The sequence below is a fragment of the Ruegeria sp. BB5 genome, from assembly GCF_056539405.1.
The window spans coordinates 755,173-780,253 of sequence record NZ_JBQFUX010000001.1 but is presented as its reverse complement, the minus strand read 5'-3'; the positions used below and the strand labels follow the sequence as shown (position 1 = coordinate 780,253).

24 protein-coding genes are annotated in these 25,081 nt (G+C 56.1%); 11 read left to right on the top strand and 13 right to left on the bottom strand.

What is annotated here, in order from left to right:
* Positions 1-181 precede the first annotated feature (181 nt).
* Positions 182-619 carry a GNAT family N-acetyltransferase gene (locus ACR0DL_RS03820; RefSeq protein WP_480687661.1) on the bottom strand — a complete coding sequence of 146 codons (438 nt, stop codon included), beginning with the start codon at positions 617-619 and terminating at the stop codon, positions 182-184.
* 81 nt (positions 620-700) lie between these two features.
* Here ACR0DL_RS03820 and guaA point away from each other — a divergent pair, with 81 nt between their 5' ends.
* From guaA to ACR0DL_RS03775, 9 genes are all read left to right on the top strand, one after another.
* A complete protein-coding gene (gene guaA, locus ACR0DL_RS03815; protein WP_480687659.1) occupies positions 701-2,260 on the top strand; it encodes a glutamine-hydrolyzing GMP synthase in 1,560 nt (519 codons plus the stop codon).
* A gap of 95 nt (positions 2,261-2,355) precedes the next feature.
* Entirely contained in the window at positions 2,356-3,261 is a 906-nt protein-coding gene (locus ACR0DL_RS03810) for a DMT family transporter (RefSeq protein ID WP_170358201.1), read from the top strand.
* Positions 3,262-3,382: 121 nt separating this feature from the next.
* Complete coding sequence (locus ACR0DL_RS03805) at positions 3,383-4,516, top strand: OmpP1/FadL family transporter (RefSeq protein WP_170348524.1); 1,134 nt, start codon at positions 3,383-3,385, stop codon at positions 4,514-4,516.
* Between the two features lie 636 nt (positions 4,517-5,152).
* The gene (locus ACR0DL_RS03800; RefSeq protein WP_480687657.1) at positions 5,153-5,335 is read left to right on the top strand and encodes a hypothetical protein; all 183 of its coding nucleotides are present in this window, start codon (positions 5,153-5,155) and stop codon (positions 5,333-5,335) included.
* Positions 5,336-5,558: 223 nt separating this feature from the next.
* Positions 5,559-6,431, top strand: a complete 873-nt coding sequence (locus ACR0DL_RS03795) for an ATPase (protein WP_480646500.1) — start codon at positions 5,559-5,561, stop codon at positions 6,429-6,431.
* A gap of 39 nt (positions 6,432-6,470) precedes the next feature.
* Complete coding sequence (gene metA, locus ACR0DL_RS03790) at positions 6,471-7,409, top strand: homoserine O-acetyltransferase MetA (RefSeq protein WP_480687655.1); 939 nt, start codon at positions 6,471-6,473, stop codon at positions 7,407-7,409.
* Positions 7,410-7,416: 7 nt separating this feature from the next.
* Complete coding sequence (locus tag ACR0DL_RS03785) at positions 7,417-8,364, top strand: alpha/beta fold hydrolase (protein ID WP_170358194.1); 948 nt, start codon at positions 7,417-7,419, stop codon at positions 8,362-8,364.
* Between the two features lie 49 nt (positions 8,365-8,413).
* Entirely contained in the window at positions 8,414-9,283 is an 870-nt protein-coding gene (ppk2, locus tag ACR0DL_RS03780) for a polyphosphate kinase 2 (RefSeq protein ID WP_480687653.1), read from the top strand.
* A gap of 75 nt (positions 9,284-9,358) precedes the next feature.
* Positions 9,359-9,973: a TetR/AcrR family transcriptional regulator gene (locus tag ACR0DL_RS03775; protein WP_170348518.1), complete on the top strand. Its 615-nt coding sequence runs from the start codon at positions 9,359-9,361 to the stop codon at positions 9,971-9,973.
* A gap of 3 nt (positions 9,974-9,976) precedes the next feature.
* Here the strand turns inward: ACR0DL_RS03775 and ACR0DL_RS03770 are convergent, their stop codons facing one another.
* The 11 genes from ACR0DL_RS03770 to ACR0DL_RS03720 form a co-directional block, all read right to left on the bottom strand.
* The gene (locus ACR0DL_RS03770) at positions 9,977-11,035 is read right to left on the bottom strand and encodes an adenylate/guanylate cyclase domain-containing protein (protein ID WP_170348517.1); all 1,059 of its coding nucleotides are present in this window, start codon (positions 11,033-11,035) and stop codon (positions 9,977-9,979) included.
* Positions 11,032-11,400 (bottom strand): group I truncated hemoglobin, encoded by a 369-nt coding sequence (locus ACR0DL_RS03765; protein ID WP_170348516.1) that lies wholly within the window; start codon positions 11,398-11,400, stop codon positions 11,032-11,034. Before ACR0DL_RS03765 ends, ACR0DL_RS03770 begins: the two co-directional genes overlap by 4 nt.
* A gap of 128 nt (positions 11,401-11,528) precedes the next feature.
* On the bottom strand, positions 11,529-12,371 hold the full coding sequence (locus tag ACR0DL_RS03760) for a glycosyltransferase family 25 protein (RefSeq protein WP_425080736.1): 843 nt from the start codon (positions 12,369-12,371) through the stop codon (positions 11,529-11,531).
* 134 nt (positions 12,372-12,505) lie between these two features.
* Positions 12,506-13,726, bottom strand: a complete 1,221-nt coding sequence (locus ACR0DL_RS03755; RefSeq protein ID WP_480687651.1) for an aminopeptidase P family protein — start codon at positions 13,724-13,726, stop codon at positions 12,506-12,508.
* A gap of 160 nt (positions 13,727-13,886) precedes the next feature.
* Positions 13,887-15,098, bottom strand: coding sequence for an ABC transporter permease (locus tag ACR0DL_RS03750; RefSeq protein ID WP_170348513.1), 1,212 nt, complete (start codon positions 15,096-15,098; stop codon positions 13,887-13,889).
* Between the two features lie 5 nt (positions 15,099-15,103).
* Positions 15,104-16,378 (bottom strand): ABC transporter permease, encoded by a 1,275-nt coding sequence (locus tag ACR0DL_RS03745; protein ID WP_170358182.1) that lies wholly within the window; start codon positions 16,376-16,378, stop codon positions 15,104-15,106.
* A gap of 70 nt (positions 16,379-16,448) precedes the next feature.
* Positions 16,449-17,546, bottom strand: a complete 1,098-nt coding sequence (locus ACR0DL_RS03740) for an ABC transporter substrate-binding protein (RefSeq protein ID WP_170348511.1) — start codon at positions 17,544-17,546, stop codon at positions 16,449-16,451.
* Between the two features lie 110 nt (positions 17,547-17,656).
* A complete protein-coding gene (locus ACR0DL_RS03735) occupies positions 17,657-18,748 on the bottom strand; it encodes an ABC transporter ATP-binding protein (RefSeq protein WP_170348510.1) in 1,092 nt (363 codons plus the stop codon).
* A 146-nt stretch (positions 18,749-18,894) separates the two neighbouring features.
* Positions 18,895-19,605 (bottom strand): maleate cis-trans isomerase family protein, encoded by a 711-nt coding sequence (locus tag ACR0DL_RS03730; protein WP_170348509.1) that lies wholly within the window; start codon positions 19,603-19,605, stop codon positions 18,895-18,897.
* Positions 19,602-20,747 (bottom strand): M24 family metallopeptidase, encoded by a 1,146-nt coding sequence (locus ACR0DL_RS03725; RefSeq protein WP_480687649.1) that lies wholly within the window; start codon positions 20,745-20,747, stop codon positions 19,602-19,604. Before ACR0DL_RS03725 ends, ACR0DL_RS03730 begins: the two co-directional genes overlap by 4 nt.
* On the bottom strand, positions 20,744-21,787 hold the full coding sequence (locus tag ACR0DL_RS03720; RefSeq protein WP_170358175.1) for a pyridoxal-phosphate dependent enzyme: 1,044 nt from the start codon (positions 21,785-21,787) through the stop codon (positions 20,744-20,746). Before ACR0DL_RS03720 ends, ACR0DL_RS03725 begins: the two co-directional genes overlap by 4 nt.
* An 85-nt stretch (positions 21,788-21,872) precedes the next feature.
* On the opposite strand from ACR0DL_RS03720, the gene ACR0DL_RS03715 reads away from it, so the two are divergent.
* Both ACR0DL_RS03715 and argE read left to right on the top strand, forming a co-directional pair.
* A complete protein-coding gene (locus tag ACR0DL_RS03715; protein WP_480687647.1) occupies positions 21,873-23,057 on the top strand; it encodes a M24 family metallopeptidase in 1,185 nt (394 codons plus the stop codon).
* The gene (gene argE, locus ACR0DL_RS03710; protein ID WP_480687645.1) at positions 23,054-24,211 is read left to right on the top strand and encodes an acetylornithine deacetylase; all 1,158 of its coding nucleotides are present in this window, start codon (positions 23,054-23,056) and stop codon (positions 24,209-24,211) included. Before ACR0DL_RS03715 ends, argE begins: the two co-directional genes overlap by 4 nt.
* Here argE and ACR0DL_RS03705 read toward each other — a convergent pair.
* Entirely contained in the window at positions 24,208-25,074 is an 867-nt protein-coding gene (locus ACR0DL_RS03705) for an urea carboxylase-associated family protein (protein WP_480687643.1), read from the bottom strand. The two genes, argE and ACR0DL_RS03705, sit on opposite strands and share 4 nt — an antisense overlap.
* Positions 25,075-25,081 lie beyond the last annotated feature (7 nt).

The following is a 25,081-nucleotide window of genomic DNA, read 5'->3' as shown; positions in this document are numbered from 1 at the left end:
ATCGCCTATTCGATGTAGTTTGAACCCCTAATTCCTGACGCTCATGATAGAAGCATGGAACCGAAATCGCAAAATCCGACTAACCGCTAGTTGGGCAAAAACTCTTTGCCGCGACAGAATTTGGGTACGTTGCATTTCGCAAGATAGTTGTGAGAAATCTAAATTGACGGGCTGACAAACCTCAAAGGTTTTTACGCATCGCAACCGAATTCCCGGCCACTTCAGTTTCGATCCAGCCGAGATGCGCGTAAATCGCCTTCGTATCTTGCATCAGACGATGGGTACGCAGTTCCATAAAGGTGCAGCCAACCTCGCGCGCTTCGGCCTCGGCGCGGGACAGCAGTTTTCCAGCGACTCCTTGCCCTTGGGCCGACGGTGACACGGCCAAATTGATAACCTTCATCACAGCACCCTGTTGCGCAAACACAACCACACCAGCCAACCCATCATCGCTGCGGGCCAGGACCACGCGACGTTCCGCAATATCTTGCGCCAAACCACTCGTCACATCAGGCAGATCATCAATAGAACTGCGCGCTTTGGCATAAGCAGCCCTGATGCAGTCTGTGACCGCCTCGACGTCATCCTGCGTTGCATCCGTGAAACGAATGACGGCCATTGATCCCATCTCCTTCCGCATCTGACTGAAATCGCCTTCATAACGCTTGCACATAACCGCCGCGCGACCTAAGAGCCAGTCATGAGCCAGACATCCCATGACCGCCTTCTGATCATCGACTTCGGCAGCCAGGTGACGCAGCTGATCGCACGCCGCCTGCGCGAGTTGAATGTCTATTGTGAAATCCACCCCTATCAAAACGTCACGATGGACTTTGTACGCGAAATGGCGCCCAAGGCCGTGATCTTCTCGGGCGGACCGGACAGCGTGACGCGCGAAGGGTCCCCCCGCGCCCCGCAAGAGATTTTTGACTATGGCGTGCCGATCCTTGGCATCTGCTATGGACAGCAAGTCATGATGCATCAGCTTGGCGGCAAGGTCGAAAGCGGCCACGGCACTGCCGAGTTCGGTCGCGCCTTTGTCACTCCGAAAAGCCAACTGGATATTCTGAACGGCTGGTTCGCGGATGGCGACGAACAAGTCTGGATGAGCCACGGCGACCACGTCAGCGAAATTGCCCCCGGGTTCGAGGTCTTCGGCACCTCACCCAACGCGCCCTATGCGATCACGGCTGATACCAACCGGCACTTCTATGCCGTTCAGTTCCACCCCGAGGTGCACCACACGCCCAGAGGCGCGAAACTGTACGAAAACTTCGTAAAACTGGCTGGCTTCAACGGCGATTGGACCATGGGTGCCTATCGCGAACAGATGATCGAAAAGATTCGCGAGCAAGTCGGCGACAAAAAGGTCATCTGCGGCCTGTCCGGCGGCGTCGACAGCTCGGTCGCGGCGATCCTGATCCATGAAGCGATTGGTGATCAACTGACTTGCGTGTTTGTCGATCACGGCCTGTTGCGCAAGAACGAGGCCGAAGAAGTCGTCGGTATGTTCCGCGACAACTACAACATTCAGCTGATACACGCAGATGAAAGCGACCTGTTTTTGGGAGAGCTGGACGGCCAATCCGACCCGGAAACCAAACGCAAGATCATCGGAAAGCTGTTCATCGACGTGTTCCAGAAACACGCTGATACGATCGAAGGGGCCGAATTCCTGGCCCAGGGCACGCTCTATCCCGACGTGATCGAATCGGTTTCGTTCTCGGGCGGCCCCTCGGTCACGATCAAATCGCACCACAATGTCGGAGGCCTGCCTGAAAAGATGGGTCTGAAACTGGTCGAACCTCTGCGAGAGCTGTTCAAAGACGAGGTTCGCGCACTGGGCCGCGAACTTGGCCTGCCGCAGAGCTTCATCGGGCGCCACCCCTTCCCCGGGCCGGGTCTGGCGATTCGCTGCCCAGGCGAGATCACCCGTGAAAAACTGGAAATCCTGCGCGAAGCCGACGCCATCTATATCGACCAGATTCGCAAACACGGTCTGTATGATGATATCTGGCAGGCTTTTGTTGCCATCCTTCCGGTACGCACCGTCGGTGTGATGGGTGACGGGCGCACATATGATTATGCATGTGCGCTGCGGGCTGTAACCTCGGTCGATGGCATGACCGCCGACTACTATCCGTTCAGCCACGAATTCCTCGGTGAGACCGCCACGCGGATCATCAACGAGGTCAAGGGCATCAACCGATGCACTTATGACATCACCTCGAAACCTCCGGGAACGATTGAGTGGGAATGACAAAAAGCCGGGCTTTGACCCGGCTTTTTTGTTTAAGTCCTGCAAGAAACCCATAGGTTTTAAATTAGAATTCCGCGATTCCCGCAGGCAGGTAAATGGACAGCAGCAGACCGCAGATCGGCAAAGCCGCGCTTTGGATGACGGGGGCAATTGCCTCTTTCTCATCGATGGCGGTTGCCGGCCGCGAATTGAGCGTGGCCCACGATACATTCGAAATCATGTTTTACCGCAGCCTCGTCGGCATCTTCGTTGTAGCGGTGATTCTGACCCTGTCGCGCAAATGGGATCAGGTCTCGACATACAGACTGGGGCTGCACGGTGTCCGTAACCTGACGCATTTTATTGGTCAGAATTTGTGGTTCTACGCGGTAACCGTCATTCCTCTGGCACAGGTTTTTGCGCTTGAGTTCACGCAACCCATCTGGGTGATCCTGCTGTCTCCGCTGCTGCTGAAGGAACGGCTAACACCTGTACGCGCGCTGTCTGCCTTGATTGGTTTTGCCGGTGTCCTGCTTATTACCCGCCCCGGTGCCGTGCCTCTGAGCGCTGGTATTATGGCTGCTGCTTTGTCTGCGGTATTCTTCGCATTTACAACGATTTCCACCAAAACCCTGACCCGTTTTGCCAGCATTGGATGCATCATGTTCTGGCTGACCGTCATGCAGGCTGTCCTGGGATTGATGGCCGCAGGGATTGATGGGCAGATCGCTCTGCCAACCGCGAACACGATCCCCTTCCTGGTATTAATTGGGTTGGCAGGACTACTAGCGCATTATTGCATCACCAACGCTCTGGCTATTGCGCCTGCGACCGTGGTTGTACCGTTCGATTTTGTCCGCCTGCCCACAATCGCCGTGATCGGAATGATTCTGTACCACGAACCGCTGGATCACTGGACGCTGCTAGGGGCCGTCGTGATCTTTTCGGGCATCTTTTTGAACGTGCACGCCGAAAATCGTAACAGTTTGGCAACAGTTTCCCGACACACTCACCCTGAATAACGCACCGTCACTAGTTGACGGTAATATAACCCTCAAGAAAGTATCGAGCACCACAAGACAGATCGGCCTTCACCACTCGATAGTCCGGTCTGAATAACAGGACACCTTTTGGGAGGACAGAATGAAAAAAGCGCTTCTACAGGCGTGCGCGGTGTGCGTTGGGACAACAGGAGCTTACGCCGGCGGTCTGGATCGTAGCGGACAGGGTGTCAATATCCTGTTCGAAGAGGGATCAGTTGTACAATTCCGTCTCGGCTATACTGATCCAAGCGTAAGCGGCACTCAAAATGGCGTAGATTCAGGCAACGTTGCCGAGTCATTCTTCACACCGCATTTAGCCTATAAACATGCTTTTACAGACAGGCTGGATTTCGCACTGGTCTATGATGAGCCGTTCGGCGCGGATATCGAGTATCCGTCAAACTACCCGTTGTCGATCAACCCGACAACGCCGTTTGGTGGGCGCACGGATGTTCTGCGCGCCAAAGCAGATGTGGACGCAATTACTGCGCTTGTTCGGTATAAATTCGACGGTGGCTTCAGCGCTATCGGAGGTCTGCGCGCGCAACGTTTGAAAGCCAACGTGGCAGTGCCCGCCGCTGCGGGGTACGAAGTCGACACAGATTCTGACATCGCATTTGGGTATGTCGTCGGCGTCGCGTGGGAAAAGCCAGAAATTGCCGCACGTGTGGCTCTGACTTACAACTCAAAAATCACACACGATTTTTCCCAGACAGAGTCATTTAACTTCGTACCGCCTGTATTCCCGCCTAGTGCTGTATTGGTCACAGCGGAAACCGAGTCTGAGATTGAATCACCTCAATCCATCAATCTGGATTTCCAAACCGGTGTAGCCCCCAAAACATTGCTGTTTGGTTCAATTCGATGGGTGGACTGGCCGCAAACTGTTTTTGCGCCGCCCAACTATGTCAACATTGTCGGGGATAACCTCGTCGACTACGAAGATGATACGTTCACGTATACGCTGGGGCTCGGCTATCAGTTCTCGGAAGAATTTTCGGGTGCGGTAACTGCTGGGTATGAAACATCCACTGGTTCCGAAGTCACAAATTTGGGCCCGACAGATGGGTTCTGGAGCCTTGGGCTCGGTGGAACCTACTCTCTCGAACGCGCTCAGATTTCCGGTGGTGTCCGGTATACAGACATTGGAGACGCCACTACCACCACCGGGGGAGAATTCAGCGGCAACAGCGCTTGGAGCGTCGGCTTCCAGATCACTTACTCGCTGGGCTGATCCGCAACAGAGTGAAACGTTGAACCCCGCCCTTCCGGCGGGGTTTTTCATTGTGCGTTACCAAGATTTCAATTACCTCGGCCCTTGCAGGCGCACAGGAAATTCACCGTGCTGCAACCATGGGTTATGGACAATCTTCCACTTCCAACGGCGGTGGCGATTTCGGCACCTTCACCGGAGATTTCACTGTCGCTTTGAGCTTCGACAACCGTCTGCATTGGGGTTTGACGCCAAGTATTACAACGCCGATCCCGACAATGTTTCCGGGGATCTTTCCTTCTGAGATCTGGGCGCGACGCTGACTTATCAATTTGATAACTGCGGCGTTCTGGGTGGCTACCTCGACTATGCCGGGCTCGAAGCCTGGATCGGCGACTCGGATACATCCTCAAGCCTGCCAAACGGCACGGATTGGGCCGATTTTTGTGCGCGCTTCCGCTATCAAGTGTCGGACAATGCGGTATTCGGTGGTCACTATGTTCGCAGCGAAGTGCCGGGTGATGGTGTAAACCTTGATCTGTATTGCGTCGGCTTGGGTGGTTACTATCGATTCAACAACGGTTGGGAACTTACGCCAGTCTCGTGCATCAGTCGTTTAGCGACCTCGATTTGGATTCCACAACGCAGGGTATCGGCGTGGACTATAATCTGCTTGAGACCAGCGAAGCTCTCGGACAAGTGTCTCTGGAACAGGCCAGAACGGATATCGAAATCGGCCGTGCAAGCGGCGATATCGATACCCTTCGCTTTGGTCTGACATTCCCCCTTAGCGGCCCCACCTCCTCCACTCTGTTCAACAGCGCAGCCCGCGCGTCTTGATGGCATTTTGGATCATAGGGCTGCTGAACATCGCCATTCCGTTTTCCGGGATGATTTGAGAGCAGTTGTATATCGATACCAGCCAGATCTCGTGCCAGAGGGGGCCGGTTAGTTTATTGGGGTGCGACCATTGTCAGGCGGCTGATCCCAAACCGTTCGGGTACACACGATTGACGCCACCCGCTGCCCGTTTTAGCAAGGTCGGAAAAAAGGACGGCGGACAATGATCTACAGCTCGGCAAAAGATTGGCGCAACGCGGCGCGAAAAAAGGTGCTGTTCTTTGGCATGTCGGGCCTGGGCAAAACCTATGTGTCGAACGTGCTGCGCGACTCGGGCGATTGGTTCCACTATTCGATCGATTACCGCATCGGTACCCGGTACATGGGTGAATACATCGCCGACAATGCCAAAGCCGAGGCGATGAAAGTCCCCTTTCTGCGCGAACTGCTGTTGTCGGATTCGATCTTTATCGGCTCGAATATCTCGTTCGAGAACCTGACGCCTGTCGCCGCCTATTTGGGTAAGCCCGGAAATCCGGCGCTAGGTGGTTTGGAACTGCCCGAATACAAACGCAGGCAGGAACAATTCCGGCAGGCGGAGATTCACGCGCTTCTGGATACCGAGTATTTCATCGACCGGGCACAACGTCTGTACGAATACCCGCATTTTATCTGCGACACCGGCGGGTCGATCTGCGAATGGGTAGACCCGGAAAATTCTACAGATCACGTGTTGTCCGAACTGTCTCGCCAAACCTTGATGATTTGGATTCAAGGGGATGAAGATCACACGGCAGAGCTGATCAGCCGCTTTGATAAAGCGCCCAAACCGATGTCTTATCAGCCCGAATTTCTGGTCCGTGTTTGGGAAGACTATCTGACCCAGTATAACTGCCGATCCGAGGATGTAGACCCCGACGCGTTCATCCGCTGGACTTACGCGCAGGCGCTGGCGCATCGGCAACCCCGCTATCAGGCGATGGCGGACAATTGGGGTGTAACAGTCACCGCTGATGACATGCACAAGGTCCGTGATGCCTCTGATTTCGATGAGTTGATCGAACGCACCCTTGAGACCCGCGCAAACCGGGCTTAATTACCGCCTCTACACTGTAACTCCAAAGGCTTGTACCTGATGCCGATCAAGATCCCCTCTGACCTGCCCGCATTTGAAGTTCTCACCCAAGAGGGCGTATCGGTCATGGCCGAGGATCAGGCAATGCGTCAAGACATTCGCCCCCTGCGGATCGGGTTACTGAATCTGATGCCCAAGAAGATTCAGACTGAAAATCAGTTTGCCCGCCTGATCGGGGCGACTCCGTTGCAGATCGATTTGTCGCTGATCCGGATGACGGAACACCGCACCAAGAACACCGCGGCCGAGCATATGGCCGAATTCTATCGCCCTTTTCAGGAGGTGAAGGACGAGAAATTTGACGGGCTGATCATCACCGGTGCCCCGATTGAGCATTTGGAATTCGACAACGTCACCTATTGGGACGAAATGCGCGAAGTGTTCGAATGGACGCAGACCAATGTGCATTCTACCTTTGGTGTGTGCTGGGGTGGAATGGCGATGATCAATCACTTCCATGGCGTCAAGAAACATATGTTGGACGCTAAGGCGTTTGGTTGTTTCCGGCATGCGAACCTTAATCCGGCCTCGCCGTTCCTGCGCGGATTCTCGGATGATTGCGTGATTCCGGTCAGCCGCTGGACGGAAATGAAACAAATTGAGATTGACGCCGCTAACGGTTTGGTAACTCTGCTGGGCAGCGACGATGTCGGTCCCTGTCTGGTCGAAGATCGGAACCATCGTGCCATCTATATCTTCAACCATTTCGAATATGACAGCGATACGTTGAAACAAGAATACGACCGCGATGTTGCCAACGGCACGCCGATCAACGTGCCCATGAATTACTATCCGGACGACGATCCAAGCCAGACACCACAGAACAGATGGCGCAGCCATGCGCATTTGCTCTATGGCAACTGGATCAGCGAGATTTATGGGACAACGCCCTATGATATCAATCGGATCGGTGTCGATCAGACCGATCTGAGGGCCTGATCCGGTGATGCGCGTCGGCCTCATAGCTTTGACTTTGCTGGTCTTGCTGTGGGCCCTCGCACTCTGGCGCGCTGGTCGGAATGAAGCCCGTGCCGAAGCCGCCTTTCCCCCCGAAGGTCAAATCGTCGAAGTCAATGGCATCCCAGTGCATGCGGTGGTGATGGGTGAAGGCCCGGATGTTGTGCTGATCCATGGGTCCAGCGGCAACACGCGCGACATGACCTTTGCCCTGGCTCCTATCCTGGCGGAAAACTACCGTGTGATTGTGTTTGACCGACCGGGTCTGGGGTATAGCGCCAGCTTCAATCCGGACGGTGAGACCATTGAGGAGCAAGCGGAAATCCTGCAAAAGGCTGCCGCGCAACTAGGTGCGGAAAAGCCCATCGTCGCAGGGCAAAGCTATGGCGGATCCGTCTCACTTGCTTGGGCTGTTACGCGGCCGGGCAATATCTCGGGGCTGGTCCTGATCGCAGCTGCCGCCATCCCGTGGGAGACACCTCTGGACGGGTTCAACACACTGGCGGCAACGCCCACCGGCAATGTCACCGCCCTGCCCCTGATCACTGCCTTTGTGCCCGAATGGTACGTTGAAAAAGCTTTGGACAAGGTGTTCGAACCGCAAACCACACCCGAAGGATATGCCGACCATTTCGGCCCCGGGCTGACCATGCGTCGGGCTTCGATGCATGCAAATGCCAAGCAGCGCGCCAATTTGCTGGAAGAAGTCCGCGCCCTACAACCGCGATACGGCGAGATCGACGTGCCGACCGAGATCGTCCATGGCACAGCCGATGATACCGTTGGGCTGGGCTGGCATTCTCATCGACTGATCAAACAAATCCCCGGCGCGGAACTGATTGAACTGCCTGGAATCGGGCACATGCCACAGGTCGTTGCTGCACCCGAAGTTGCTGCTGCCATCGACCGTGCAGCGCAACGTGCGGGTTTGCGTTAGGCCCGCCGCTAATCCATAGTAGGATATGGATTTTATGGCGAGGTAACACATGGCCCGTTCCGAAAAAGGCTCCATCGAAAAGTACTTTAAGAATGACGCCCCGAAAGAGGTGCGTTCGGCCATCGAAAAGTCCGAAAAAGGCGACATCCTGAACCCCACCTACCCTTACGACGAACGAATGAAGCGTAAGGAATACGAAAAACAGATGGAAAAGCTGCAGATTGAGTTGGTCAAGATGCAGTCCTGGCTCAAGGAAACTGACCATCGCATTTTGCTTATTTTCGAAGGTCGGGATGCGGCAGGTAAAGGGGGCACGATCAAGCGGTTCCGCGAGAACCTGAACCCACGCGGCGCACGCAATGTTGCGCTAAGCAAACCCTCGGACACTGAGCGCAGTCAGTGGTATTTTCAACGATATATCGCACATCTGCCTGCCGCTGGTGAGATCGTGTTCTTTGACCGCAGCTGGTATAACCGCGGTGTTGTTGAAAACGTCTTTGGCTTTTGCACAGCAGAAGAACGTGAACGGTTTTTCCGACAGGTCCTGCCGTTGGAAACCGGTTTGGTGAATGACGGGATCAAACTATTTAAATTCTGGCTAAATGTCGGACAAGCAGAACAGCTCAACCGTTTTTTGGCGCGTGAAACTGACCCACTGAAGCAGTGGAAACTCAGCCCGATTGATATCGCGGGTCTGAACAAATGGGATGAATACAGCCAGTCGATCGAAGAAACCCTGACGCGCAGCCACACGGAACACTGCCCCTGGACCATCGTGCGATCCGACGACAAGAAACGCGCGCGGCTGGCGGCCATTCGTACGGTTCTGCACGCGCTGGACTATGACGAAAAGGACGAAGACGCCATAGGCGCGAATGACCCCGATATCTGTGGCGGGCCAGAGATTTGGGATGCGTGACAGGTGGTGGACGAATGTCTTTTCGCGAATTATGTCATGAATTCTATAACTTGAAAAAGGGCACCTGAAGCAGGAATGACAAAACGCGGGTATCACCACGGGAACCTGAAACAGGCTTTGATCGAGGCTGCCCTGTCTCTGATCGAAGAAAAAGGTCCGACCGGCTTTACCCTGTCCGAAGCGGCGAAAACCGCCGGCGTCACCCCCGCTGCGGTTTACCGGCATTTCCACGGGCGCGAAGACCTGATCGCCGAAGCCGCCCGGCAAGGGTTCGAGATGTTCTCGGATCTGATGCAATACGCCTATGACAAGGGCCAGCCCTCGGCGCTCGCCGCGTTCGAGGCGACAGGCCGTGCCTATCTGGCATTTGCCCGCAAACATCCTGGCCACTACATCGCGATGTTCGAAAGCGGGATTTCGATCAATCGAACGCCTGAACTATCCTTGGCCGCAAACCGTGCCAAAGCAGTACTGGAGAAAGCGGCGGCTGATCTGTCGCAACACATTCCACCGGAAAAGCGCCCGCCCGCATCCATGTTCAGCGCCCATATCTGGGCCATGAGCCACGGCGTTGTTGAACTTTACGCCCGCAACACTGGCGCCAGTTCCCCATTTTCACCCGAAGACTTGCTGGAATCCGGCATCGGCATCTATTTGCGGGGTTTGGGGTTGGTGCCGCAGGACGACTGACAATCAGAACCTGCTCAGCGGCTGTGGTGCGCTGAGGCCAGAGGTGACGTTAATCAACTCCATTTCCCCCATGCCTTTGATATCCACGCGCCCGATATCCGCGACCTGAAATTCGTCAATCAAGGCAAATTTCATCTCTTCTGGGGCGACGATATGCATTGGGTTTGCAAAGACTTGCAGGCGCGAAGCAATGTTCACAGCCGGACCGAACACGTCATAGACGTATTTCTGTATCCCAACGACAGAGCCCACCGCAGCCCCCATTCCAAGGCCAATCCGGGCCTGCCATTTATGCGGATGGCTTTCATTGCGCCGCTCCAGATACCGTAGGAAGCGAACGGCGCAATGTGCCACGGCCGTGGCATGATCCGGTGTCGCGTCAGGCATACCAGACACCGCCAGATAAGCGTCACCGATGGTCTTGATCCGCTCGCATCCGAATTGTTCGACGATACGGTCGAACGCAGTGAAGATGTCGTTCAACTCGCTTAACGTGACGGTTGGATCGGTCTTGGCGGCGAAATCGGTAAAGCCCACGAAATCCAGCATCACCACCGACACCTGATCATATAGCTGCGGCGTGACGACACCGAAGGTCTTGAACTCTTCGTACACCGCCCGCGGCATAAGGTTCAGCAGCAACCGCTCGACACGCTCTTTCTCACGCTCCAATTCGCGCGTGTTGCGTTCGACCATTGTCGAGTAGCTATCGATCATGCTTTCCAGCTCGCGTATGCGGGTAATGTTCTGGCATTCCACAACCAAAACCTGTTCAGACAAGCCATTCGCAAGCGATACAGCCGTTGCAAAAATCAGCGTTCTGCGTTTTGGCTTGATCTGCAATTCGACTGTATAGCGAAGCCCCGATTGCTTGACGTCCTCCAATTCACGCTGATCCAAAGATGGGAGCAAATCCAGCAGGGTCTGTCCTTCGGTCGGAACCCCAAACCATTCGGCAAACGGCCCATTGTGAAACACAAAACTCAGGTCTGAGGCACGCACAACAGCCACGCCAACTCCGATCGCCCGCAGCAACTGTTCGTTTATCGCTGAAATACTCATGCGGCGTCACGGGTTACAATAATTGCGCGTTTGGATTCAATGGCGTTCAAGGCGATCTTGATGTGACCGTCTTCCATACCGTGCATAGAAAGGGCCTCGGCAAATAGTTCGGCCATCTCATCAAAATCCGCATGAGAGATATTCAGGTGTCGATGAACAGCCTCAATCCTGTCATCGCTAAAAGAAGCAGGACCACCAACCAGAGAAGACACGAACTTGGTCTGGTGATCGATCAGGCGCGGCATGTCGATGTCTTCGAAATGACCACCGATCTGATCGGAGTCCAATGCCATTTCATAGAACGTCATAACGATCCGACTGATCGTTTTGAATCCGCCGTATCTTTCATAGATTGTCTGACTCACACCGCACACCCAAGCTTCAACCACAAAAACACTGAAAGCTTATATCAAACTGACAGTTTTGTTAACGCTTATGCGAGGGTTACCAGATCAATGGTCACAAACGCCCTTTGGGCGGCCTATGTAACAAGTTAGACGTTCAGGTCTTCGGCGCAGGGAATAAAGCCCGCAAACCCACCCTGTGCCAACAACCTGTCCTGCCCGCCAGCGCGCCAATACAGTTTGCGCCGCGCGGCTTGCAGCTCGCGGCGTATACGGAACCCCAATGGCCCCTTGTCCAACCCGCTGTTGGTTTTCTGATCCTGCGACCGCTCGCTAACCTTGACGGGTTCGGCGGTCTGCTCCTGCTGCTTGGACCACATCATCTGTACCCCCACCGCCGGAAAACACTGACACATGCGCCAGTCGGGACGTGGGAGCGAGATAAAGTCGTCCAGATGGTCCGAATACTCCTCAGACCAGGACAGCAGTTTGCGACAAGCCGCTTGCGTCAGAATGTAGGCAGCAGAACTGGGGGCCATTTCCAACATTGGGCGAACTGGAACGTCTGCAATCGTCTCAAGCGGCCCGAACCGCATGGAACGTGGTGAATAATCCAGCTTGATCAGATCAAAACCCGCATCATCCGCCAGCAAAGCCGCGATGACGGCCCCGGCCTGAGCCGACATTTCAACGTCATCCTCAAAAATCGCTACCTTGCTCAGGTTCTGATCCACAGCAACCCGCCAAACGGCGCGGTGGCTTTCAAAACAGGCGATTTCGCTTTGCGTCAGCCCCCATCGGGTGCCGGTGCCGGGAACGTAGCAATTGTCATCCAGTGCGCCGGGTTGCTGACCGTCCACTGCGCTGAACCGCTGTGCGCCACGCAATCCTGTGTCGGCGAACTGACCTTCCATGAACTTGGCCCGCTCGGGCACCCGATCCAGGTTAATAAAATAGGCAGCGGCTCCCGATGGCAGTTCGTAATGTCCCACGGCGCATCCTTTCAAACACTGTCGTCAGATACACACCGCTGAGCCGGACAATCAACCCCAACAGGGCATGACCACGCTGACCCTTGCCGTCAACGTGAGGCAGGAAAGGCAGATCGCCCTTCCTGCTGATCCGATCAGGTGCTGATCGTGTTGTGTTCGGGGCCATAGGGGAAGCCGGTGATGTTTTCGGCACCGGAATCCTCGACCACAAGGATGTCATGCTCGCGATACCCGCCTGCGCCTTTCTGGTTTTCGGGGATCCACAGCATCGGTTCAATGGATACGACCATACCGGGCTCCAGCACAGTGTCGATGTCTTCGCGCAGCTCAAGCCCAGCCTCGCGACCGTAATAGTGGCTGAGAATGCCGAAGGAATGACCATAGCCGAACGAGCGGTATTGCAGCAAACCTTCGTCAGCGAAGAACCGGTTGATCTCTTCACAGATTCCAGAGCAGGTCGCGCCGGGTTTGATCAGGCTCAGGCCCAACTCATGCGCAGCGACATTCGCCTTCCAGATGCGCAGGCTTTCGGCGTCGGGTTCACCCAGAAACAAGGTGCGTTCCAGCGCAGTGTAATAGCCCGAGATCATCGGGAACGTGTTAAGCGACAGGATATCGCCCTTTTGCAGCGCCCGTTTTGTGACCGGGTTATGCGCCCCATCGGTATTCAGACCGGACTGGAACCAAACCCACGTGTCGCGATATTCTGCATCCGGATAGGCACGCGCAATCTCAGCCTCCATCGCGTCGCGGCCGGCCATGGCGATCTCAATCTCGGTCGCGCCTTCGCGGATCGCGGCATGGATGGCCGCGCCACCGACATCAGCCGTACGCGCGCCACCTTTGATCAGTTCGATCTCTTCAGCCGATTTTACCATGCGCGCGGCCATCGTATCCGGCGCGATGTCCAATAACTCCGGCCCGCCCAACATGTCCAACGCCGTATCGCGCATCGCCAGTGTCATGTGATCGCCCTCGATACCAATCCGTCCCGCAGACCCAATCAGGCTGGCCACCGCACGCCAATAGTTGTTCCGTTGCCAATCGGTATAGATCACATTCTCTTCGACCGAGCGCCGCCAAGGCTGGCCAGCGTCGATATTCGCCGAAACCGTGGTGCAGCTTTCTTGGGTGACAACGCAGCCATACGGGCGTCCAAACGCGCAATACAAAAAGCCCGAGTAGTAGGCGATGTTGTGCATCGACGTCAGCAGCACCGCCGGGATATCACGTGCCGCCATCGTCGCACGCAGGTTGGCTAGGCGTCGGTCATATTCTGACTTGCTAAACGGCAACGGCGCCTTGTCACCATTGTGGCTGGTGAAGAACTCGGGGCGATTGATCAGGTCTTTCATCTTCTCTCTCCTCAATGCCGGACAGGCAAAGCCCGGCCACAAGTCCCGGCGTTCAGGACAAGCGGCCTCGGGAACCGAGAGCCATGCACCCCGCGTTGCGTCACGACGCCATCGTGACCGAGGTGCATAGTGAAATCGCTAATTCAGCTTTCGAGTCGCGTCAAGCCGGGCTGAGACCCCGCAAGCGTTCAGACCGACGCCGCAGCAGTTCGACCGTGGTCAGCAGCGCAATCGAGATCACAACAAGAATGGTCGCAACCGCCAGAATGGTCGGGCTGATCTGCTCGCGCAGGCCAGTGAACATCTGCCAGGGCAACGTTTTCTGACTGGCCGAACCGACGAACAGAACCACAACAACCTCATCAAACGACGTGATAAAGGCGAACAAGCCACCCGAGATTACACCCGGCAAGATCAGCGGCATCTGGATTTTGAAGAAGGTCCGTACTGGCCCTGCCCCCATATTCGCCGCGGCCCGCGTCAGGGATCGGTCAAACCCGACCAACGTCGCCGTCACCGTAATGATAACGAACGGAATACCCAGAACCGCATGAGCCAGAACAACTTTGATGTATCCGACAAAGTTCTTGTCCATGCCCAATGTTCCCTCCATGAAACGACCGATGTCGCTGTAGAAAAAGAACATACCCGTGGCCGAAATGATCAGCGGCACAATCATGGGCGAGATCAGGATACCCATGATCGCCCGACGACCGGGCACGTGCGACTGGCTGAGACCAATGGCAGCCAGCGTCCCCAGTGAAACCGATATGACGGTCGCGATTGGCGCGATAATCAGCGAGTTTTTGAAACTGCGCTGCCATTCATTGTTGGTGAAGAAATCACGGTAATGCTTGAGCGAGTAGCCTTCGGGGTCCAAACGCAGCATCTCAGGCGTGAAGGTAAAGAAGTCCTGCGCGTTGAACGATAGCGGCAAAACCACAAGGATGGGCGTGATCAGGAACACGAAGATTGCGCCGCAGATAACCCGAAACAGGTAATGTCCAAACACCTGCTGGCCTGTCAAATAGGGCAGCAGCCTTTGCCGATAGCGCCCCTCGTACAGCCAGAAGATGAAGAAGGCAAAGAACCAACCGGCCAGCAAGCCGACGATCAACCCCGTAAATCCGGCGAACAGAAAACCGATCACCCCCATCCCAAGAATGGTGATCCAGCGTGCGACACGTTCATTGTCCAGAACCGTGATATAGACCCAGGCCAGCGCCGCCATCAGCGCGGCGCCTATCAGGATGCCCAGCAGGGCACTGCCCTGCCCGGCCCCGACGAACATGCCGAGGAAACCTCCGGCGGCGGCGACTGTGGGCAGAACCATCGACAACGGCTTGCGGGATATTGGTGTAAGTGCTGCCATGATATTTATCCCAATTTCACGTTATCGATGCCCACAATCTTGTCGTAGCACCAGTACAGAAGCATGACGACCGCCAGCAGGATCGTCCCCAACGCCGCAGCCAGCCCCCAGTTCAGCGAGGACGAGATGTGATACGCAATCCGGTTCGAGATGAAGACACCCTTGGTGCCACCCACGATCTCGGGCGTGATGTAGTAGCCAATGGCCAGAATGAACACGAGGATCGAACCGGCCCCAATTCCCGGAATGGATTGTGGGAAGTAAATCCGCCAGAAGGTAGTCCAGTTGGTGGCCCCCATCGACTTGGCCGCACGGGTATAAGACGGCGGGATCGTCTGCATCACCGAATACATCGGCAGAATCATGAACGGCAGCAGGATATGCGTCATCGCGACGATCGTGCCGATCTGGTTGTTGATGATCACAAGTCGCGCATCATCTGCGACCAACCCAAGCCAAACCAGAGTTTCGTTAATGACACCTTGTTGTTGCAGCATCACTTTCCAAGCCGAAGTTCGCACCAGAAGCGATGTCCAGAATGGCAACAGCACCAGGATCATTAGCATGTTCGAAACACGCATCGGCAAATTCGCCAACAGGTAGGAAACCGGATAGGCCAGCAGGATACAAGACCCAGTAATGATCAGGGACATGAACAGCGTACGGCCAAACAGCTTTACAAGTATCTGCTTGTCTTCCGGCTGCGCAGCAACTCCGTCGGGCGTCAGCCTTAAATCGACGGCGGCAAGAAAATAACCGGGGGTCACGTTTCGGGAATGGGTCTTGATCACACGCCAGTTTTCGACGTCCCCCCATCCTTTGTCCGCGTCAATAAGCTTTTCTTTGAACGGCGCATCCGCTTCAGGGTCCCATTTCCGGATTTTTCGACCGGATTTACGGAACAGGGACGAGATGCCCGGTTCTTCATAGTTCAACCGTGATCCCAACCGGGTGTGTTTCTTTTCAGCAACCGCAATGATCATGTCATTGACAAAGGCGTCATAGACGGCCTCGTCCGGCAGTTCGCCGCTTTTTTCATCCCAATTTTCCAACGCCACGACCGTCAGAGGCAGCGTTTTTTCCACGATACCGTTTTCCACCGAACGGAACAGCATCGACGCAATCGGAATTATGAACGAGAACAGAACGAACAGAAGAAGGGGCGCAATCAATAACAGAGCGCGCAGCTTTTGCCGTCTTAGTGAACGTGCCAGAGATTGCTTGAGCGGCGTTCCGTCCGCGGCCAGCATCGGTCCTGCGTTTTGGCTTGCGTCAGTCATCAGTGCCCCTTGGTTTTATGGGTCAAGGGGCAGCGTGCCGCCCCCTGACTGGTTTTTTGAACTTGAAAGGTTACTGCGACAGCCAAGCCTGGAAACGTGCGTCCAGATCATCGCGGTAGTCAGCCCACCATTCGTAGTTGTTCACAAAGGTGTTCTTCGCGTTACGCGGATCAGTCGGCATGTGCGGTGCCATGTCGATACCCAGATCGGCATGCTTATCGACCAGAGGCGCCGAGGACTTACGTGCCGGACCATACGAGATGTATTTTGCCTGATCCGCCAGACGCTGTGTATCGGACGAGAACCGGATGTAATCCAAGGCCCGTGCCTCACGCTCAGGGCTCAGACCAGCTGGGATCGCCCAGCCGTCCAGATCAAACATCTGCCAGTCCCAAGCCATGCCAACAGGCTGATTCTGCTCGACAATCATCGAGAACAGACGGCCATTATAGGTGGACCCCATAAAGATCTCGCCATCAGCCAAAAGCTGGACCGGCTCGGCGGCGGCCGACCACCAGATCGTCTGATCCTTGATCGTGTCCAGCTTGGCCAACGCACGTTCAACACCCTCTTCAGTTTCAAGCGTGTCGTATACGTCTTCGTAAGCTACGCCATCACAAAGCAGGGCCCATTCCATATTGGCGATTGGGCGTTTGTTGAGTGCGCGTTTGCCTGGATACTTCTCAAGGTCGAATACATCGCACGCTCCGGTCGGAGGCTCTACACCTTCTGGCACCATATCGGTGCGATAGCCGAAGGTTGTCGAGTATACGATCGTCGGAATATAGCAAGGTGAGACAAGTTGATCACCAAAGTCCTCAGACGCAGGTGTCCCATCGGGCGCAGGCGCCAGATGCACGTCCGGGTCGATTTCAATGATCAGACCTTCGTCGCAGGCACGAATATTGTCAGCGGCTTCAAGATCGACAACGTCCCACGTGACGTTGCCCGCTTCGTTCATAGCGCGCAGCTTAGCAACACCTTCGGGCGAGCTGTCATCATTCAGAATGGTGACACCAGTCTTTTCCGAATAGGGTTCGTGATACGCTTTCAACTGCGATTTGGAATACGCGCCGCCCCACGAGACGATTGTCATCTCTTCGGCCATAGCGCCACCAGCAATTGCGGCAACCGCACTCGCCAATAGAGTGGTTTTGGTAACTTTCATTGTTAACTCCCTGTTATTCCCGTTAATTTTAGCTTTTCAGATCAGGTCACGGGGTGCCTGATCATCTGATATCCCGCGCGTCCGGGCAGAGCGCGCGGGTATTTCCTTGCTCAGGCGTCAAGCGCCCGGCAATCATGGGCCAGCCAGCCGATTTCAACCTCTTGGCCCGGCTGCAGTTTTACCGCATCCGGCGCGTTTCGGGTTTTGATGATGAAATCGTCGTTCCCCGCAACAGACAGGCGGAAGCGGAACACGTCACCCATATAGATGAATTCTTTGACCGTTGCCTTCAGCGTATGCGCATCGGCGTGCAGACGATCTTTGTTGAACTCGACCCGTTCGGGGCGGATGGAAACCTTGGTCCGATCTCCCGGGTTGTGGACGTTTACCGGTTTGGCGTCAATCTCAGACCCATCGTCCAAAGCCACCACGCATGAATCGCCGTCGATGGATTTAACAACGCCTTCCAACGTATTGTTTTCGCCAATAAACTGCGCAACGAAGCTATTTTCGGGTTCTTCGTACAGAAGATCCGGTGGGGCCAATTGCTGAATGCGCCCATCGTCGAACACTGCGACACGGTCCGACATCGTCAACGCTTCGGTCTGGTCGTGTGTCACATAGACCGTGGTGATCCCAAGCTCATGCGCCAGACGGGTGATTTCAAACTGCATATGTTCGCGCAGCTGTTTGTCCAGCGCGCCCAGCGGTTCGTCCATCAGCACCAGTTCGGGTTCGAAGACCAGCGCCCGCGCCAAGGCGATACGCTGTTGCTGACCACCCGAAAGCTGCGCCGGACGGCGGCTGCCAAATGCCCCCATCTGAACCATATCCAGCGCGCGCTTGACCTTTTCCTCGCGCTGATCCTTGCCCATTTTCCGCACTTCCAACGGAAAGGACAGGTTTTCGGCCACGGTCATGTGCGGAAACAGGGCATAGTTCTGGAACACCATCCCGATGCCACGTTTATGCGGGGGAATATTGTTGATCGGTTTCCCGTCCAACATGATCTCACCATGCGTGGCGGTTTCAAACCCTGCCAACATCATCAGGCAAGTTGTCTTACCAGACCCTGACGGGCCCAACATTGTCAGAAACTCACCTTTTGGCAACGAGAGGTTTAGATCTTTTACAACGAGTATTTCACCATCATAAGACTTCTGGACACGTTGAAACTCGACGAACGCAGCGTCATTGGACATATACCGACTTGGCTCCCTGTGCGGTCTGTTGGTTGCCCGGTTTATCCGGATCTCAAAGACCATTGGGGACATTTAAGGACATGCAGGGCGCGCCGTGCAACCAAAAATATATTTGAAGCACTACAATTTTGGATACGGTCACCCCTTCAATGATGCGAATTCAGTTCCCGCATGTGCCACGCAAGGCTTTGATTGCTGGACAAAACCGGCTTTCCTAGCCGCTCCTGAATCTCACGGATCGCATCAAAAGTTCTTAGATTTGTGCAGCTTAGAAAAATAGCTTCAACCGAAGAATCAGCACCAAGCTTGAGCGCTGCATCAACCACAGAGCGCCGCGAAATGCGCACAACTTTCGATTCTTCAGCCTCTCCGAACGAGCCGAAAACATCCATTGAAACCCCGTTTTCGGCGAATGCCCGACGTAATGGTTCGTTCACATCTTGTATATATGGCGACAGCAGCGCGAATTTTGAGACTCCCAAATGCGCCGCGCAGGCCGATGCAGCACGCAAGGGATTGGTGACCACAGCGGCATTGCAGGTCTCTTGTACCATACGCTCGACCTGCTCGGACCCGATGACCGAACTGGCGGATGTGCATCCATATCCAACCACCTTGTAGGGGCGAATTTTCGGCAGCAAATCCGCCGCTGCGGGCAAAGCCTTTTCCATTTGCGCCAAGGTATCGGTCGTAACTTCAGTTCCGCTTGGAATACGCGAGACATAGATCGGATAGGTTCGATCGGCGAAATAGGCATTGAACTCGGGCTCAATGGTCTCATCCGTTTGCAAAACGATCAGGCCCATTGGTGAGGCAGCTGGATCATCCGCATCCAACGTATAGGGAAGATAGCTCATATCTGGGGCAACTCCGGACCGACTCTTGGGCTGATAAAGCGCGGTGCGCCTTGCGTGATGACGATATTTTCTTCGTGGACCAGTATTTTATCGCCCACGGCGATGCCTGGCTCTAAAGTCAGGACCATCCCGGGTTCCAATACCGTGTGATCCGATGGGATCAGAGAAGGCCATTCCGTCAACGACATGCCAAGGCCATGTCCCAACCTCCCTGCACCGGTGTCTTCGCTGTTTCGGGACAAGATCGAGTTCATTGCTTGGAACAGATCAGCTGCAGTTGCGCCTGGGCGTGCCGCTTCAAACCCCGCATCTGATGCTTCGATCAACGTGGCATAAGCGTCGCGCACTTGCGTCGACGTCTGCCCGACCGACCAATTGCGGTCGTAATCGCAAAAATACCCGTCCCACACCAAGCCTGTGTCCAACATTAAAACATCCCCCGACACCAATGCGGTTGGACGGGCTGGAGAGATCACGTCGGCATACCCGCCCTGCTCGGCCCCGCCAGCCAGATACGGCACCCAATCCGCGCCTTCCTCAAGGCACAGCATCTGAAAACGGCGGAACACCTCGTCCAAAGCAACATCTTCTCCGGCGATCTCGGGCACGCGTTGAAAGGCCCTGCCCCCGATTGCGCAGGCGGTTTCGATCTTGGCGATCTCTGCCTCGGATTTCACCATTCGCAACGCACGGAGAATACCTCCGTCGCTGACCAGACGACGGGAACCCAACCTTTCCTGCAACCTGTTAAGATCGGTCAAAGGCATGCGAACATGGGTTTCGTGACCGTCCGGCAGACCGATTACCGCATCTGCAGGGCAGATTTCGAACAAAGCGTCGGCCAGCAGGCTAACACCATCGTCGGTCAAGTCCGGCGCGCTCCAGGTGCGAATGTCTTCGATCCAGGTTGTCGCCATCAATGCCGCGCCGATCGATGGGATGACGGCGATCGGTTTGCCAGTTGCAGGCACGATCAGGTACCATGGGCGCGTCGGGCTTTCCCAAAACCGGGTCAAATACCCTGTAAAATAGCGAACCTCGGGTTCTGTGGTCAGCAACAGCGCCGACAGCCCCTCTTGCGCCATCCGATGTTGCGCACGCTCGGTCCGCGACTGGAATTCGGACGCTTCAAAGCCCCTCATTCGGCAATCTCTGAGATAATGCACAGAACACGAGCATTTGGTTCGATGCCTAGACCCGCCCGCGCATCTGCATTCATCACGGCGGCAACCCCCGCCCCGCCCGAAGCCGTTGTAGCGATGCCAGCATCGGCCATTGCGGGAAGATGTTCAGTCACCTGCTCATCGGTTAGGGTCAGGAAACTGTCGGCATCCCTGGCCAATCCGTTCAAGGCAATCAGAGACGGTTCCTTGCAATCGAGACGCCCCATGACGCTGTCCGGACCATCGGCGAACACGCAGGCGCCAGCCTCAATACTGGCTTGCAAGGCCGGAGCTGCATCGGGTTCGACAACGATGATCTGAGGTTCTTGCCCCCAAGCCGTCCTCATATAGGCTGCGGCCGCTCCGGCCAAACCACCAACACCGGCCTGCAACATGATATGGGTCGGCACTTGCGGGCATTGGCGCACAGCTTCGGCGGCCATCTGCAGGTACCCCTCCATCAGAGTATGCGGCAGTTCGTAATACCCCTCCCACGAACTGTCCGACAGCAATATCCATCCGTTATCCTGCGCTGCTTTACTTGCGGCCTCCATGCTGGCGGCATAGTCCACGCCCTCGCGCACAACATCAGCACCCTGCGCGCGCAGGCGTTCGGCAAAGCTTTCGGGTACGGTGTCTGCAATATAGACGACAGAATTGGCCCCGAAACGGCTCGCACCGGACGCGACGCTTAGGCCGTGATTGCCTGCGCTGGCGGTGACATAGGTCCGACCCGCCAGTGTCGAGGCGTCCGGGTTTTCCGCGATATCCGCCGCATGGCGCGCGATGACATAGGCCGCACCCAAGGCTTTGAACGACCCCAGATCCATCCGACCACGTTCATCCTTTGCCCACAGGTGTGCGACATCGGCCAATCCCTTCACTTCGGTCAGAGGCGTTTCTTTGTCCGACAGGCAGCGCGCGATCAATTCTGACGCGCGCGCGACATTGGTCGAAGGGTACGGCGCGGCCTCGATCAGTTTCTGGCCGCCGCGATGAGGGTTGGATGTGATTTTCAATTGAGCGTCTTTCCTGAGTTGCCCATTGACGTGATCGGATTCGTCAAGTTCTGTCAACAAAACTCGGTCACCACAGGAGCGTCCCATGGCCCATGCCAATCCGGCATTCAGCCCATCTGAGTATGATCGTCGGCTGGCAAAGACGCGGGCTGCCATGGCAGCAGCTGGTCTGGATGCGCTGTTCATTGAAGACCCGTCTAATATGACATGGCTGACGGGATATGAGGGTTGGTCATTCTACGTGCATCAGGGCGTATTGGTTCTGCATGACCGTGACCCGATTTGGTGGGGCCGCAATCAGGACGCCAACGGCGCGCGGCGCACGGTCTGGATGAAAGACGATCGGATTCGCGGATACGCGGATCACTATGTGCAATCGACCGTCCGCCACCCGATGCAGGACCTTGCGGCTTTGATCCGGGACAGTGGACTGTCAGCGGGTCGGATCGGTGTCGAATTGGACAACTACTATTACTCGGCCAAGGCGCATCTGACCTTGATGGCCGAACTGCCGCAGGCCGAACTGGCCGACGCGAATGGGCTGGTGAATTGGCAACGTGCGGTGAAATCGGATGAAGAAATTGCCCTGATGCGCAAGGCCGCGCGGATCTCGGAACATGTTATTGACGGTGTGCTTGATCGGATCGAACCCGGCCTACGTAAGAACGAACTGGTCGCGCAGATTTACCACGATGCGATCCTGGGTGTGGGCGAGGATTGGGGGGACTATGCCGCCATCGTGCCGCTGTTGCCTTCCGGCTCGGATGCTGCCGCCCCGCATCTGACATGGGATGGTGCGCCGTTCAAATCCGGCGAATGCACATTCTTTGAACTCTCTGGCTGTTACCGCCGCTACCACACGCCTTTCTGCCGCTCAGTTTTTCTGGGTCAACTACCCGATTATCTGCTGCGAGCCGAAGCGGCGTTGGTCGAAGGGCTAGAGGCCGGGCTGGACGCTGCCCGCGCGGGCAATCAGGCGCGGGATATTGCGTTGGCTCTGGCTGCCCCTTTGGAACGCGCCGGAATCGAACGCGGTGCGCGGTGCGGCTATCCGATTGGCCTCAGCTATCCGCCGGATTGGGGCGAGCGCACAATCTCATTGCGCCCCGAGGATGAGACCGTTCTGGAACCCGGCATGACCTTCCACTTCATGCCGGGCCTCTGGATGGACGACTGGGGGCTTGAGATCACCGAGTCGATCCTGATCACCGAAACCGGAGCCGCGGAGTGCTTTTGCAACCGGCCCCGAAAACTGTTCGTAAAGCCATGACCCTGCTAAGAACCAAGGAAATCCTTGCGGACCTGATCGCCTTTGAAACGGTGTCCGCTGACAGCAACCTTGAGATCATCCGCTATTTAACCGAACGCCTTGAAGCTTTGGGCGCGCGCTGTATCGAAACGCGGGATGCAACGGGCAAAAAGGCCAATGTCTTTGCCACGCTCGGGCCGGAAATGGCGGGTGGCATTTTGCTGTCAGGCCATACGGATGTGGTTCCGGTGGCCGATCAGGACTGGACAACGAACCCGTTTGAGATGACCGAAAGGGACGGCAAACTCTACGGTCGTGGCACCTGTGACATGAAAGGGTTTATCGCCGCCGCGTTGGCCTTTGCCGAGACCTTGGACGTAAGCAAACTGACCCAACCGCTGCATTTCGCCTTTACCTATGACGAAGAAACCGGCTGTCTGGGCGCGCAGAACCTTGTCAGTGACCTATCCGAGCGCGGCATAGTGCCAGACATTGCCATCATCGGCGAACCGACCGAGATGCGCGTGATCGAAGGGCACAAGGGCTGCTTCGAATACACCACCAGTTTCGTTGGGCTTGAAGGGCATAGTTCGGCCCCTGATGACGGCGTCAATGCGGCTGAATACGCGGCGCGCTATATCGGCAAACTACTGGAGCTGCGTCATATCTTGAAATCGCGCGCGCCAAAGGGCAGCCCGTTTGAACCGCCCTGGACCACGGTCAATGTCGGACGCATCTCGGGCGGTGTTGCCCATAATGTTATCGCCAGAAAAGCCGAGGTCGCGTGGGAAATGCGCCCGGTGCAATCCAGCGACGCCGAACTGGTCAGAAGCACCCTATCAGATTACGTCAAGCACAGCTTGTTGCCCGAAATGCAGGCCGTCCACCCCGACGCGAGCATCACGCAAGAAGCCGTGGCCGAGGTCGAAGGGCTTGAACCCATGGACGAAAACGCCGCGCGCGAATTGGTGGCCGAACTGACCGGCGCCAATGGCACTGGCGTCGTCGCTTTCGCCACCGAGGCCGGTCTGTTTCAGCAACTGGGCGTACATGCCATTGTCTGCGGGCCGGGCTCGATCACCCAAGCGCACAAAGCGGACGAGTATGTCGAGATCGAGCAGCTTGATCTGTGCAGCCGAATGCTGAACCGCCTGGGCCGCCGCCTGATCGCTTAACCAGCTCCGTGTGTGCGGTTATAGGCCGAGCGCGCGGGTTGCACATGCGCGGCGCGCGCATCCTCGCCCGGATCATAGACCTCCATCACCAGCGGATAGCAGGCGGCAGCGTCCGAGGAATGCTCCGACGAACAATCCCCTCCGGGACAGGCCGAAAGACCGACGATCAAATCGATCTCGGCGTAGAACTCAAGATAGTCGCCGGGGCGCACCGGGCTTGCCTTCATGAAATACTGCCCGGTGTCTCGGGTGAACCCGGTACACATGAACACGTTCAGGACGTCATGCACCAGCATCTCGGCCTCGTGCAGCGGCAGGTTGCAATGGCTGGCCAGCGCACGGGTCAGGTTGGAATGGCAGCAATAATGGTAATCGTCGCCGGACAACAACCGCCCCGTATAGGGATCGCAGCGCGTGCCGATTACGTCATGGACCGAACCGCCGAACGCGTCGAACCCGTACCAATCCAGCGTATCATCGACGACAGTCGCCATAGGGCGCATGTTGGGAAAGCTCGACCACATGCGATCCCCGGTCGACAGATGGGTGCCGTGCAGAGCGCGGGTTTTGCCGGAATAGAACCGCTCGGACAGGTCGTGCTTGTTCCACATGTTCAGGTCGCCGACCTGCGGACCATCAACAGACATGACCCGAACAAACGCCCCAGCGGGCACGTCGATACAGGCCGCATCACGTGGGGCTGCGATAGCCTCGGCCGTTTTGCTGGCCCCTTGCCGCAGTTTGGCCAACGCGGTCAGGTCCGGTTGCGTCAACGTCTCGGGCGGGTAGCAAATGACCGGTTGGATGGCCTTGCGGTCATCTGCATCCGTTGGTGCCGCGAAGTTCGGGTTTACCAGTTTCATCAACGCT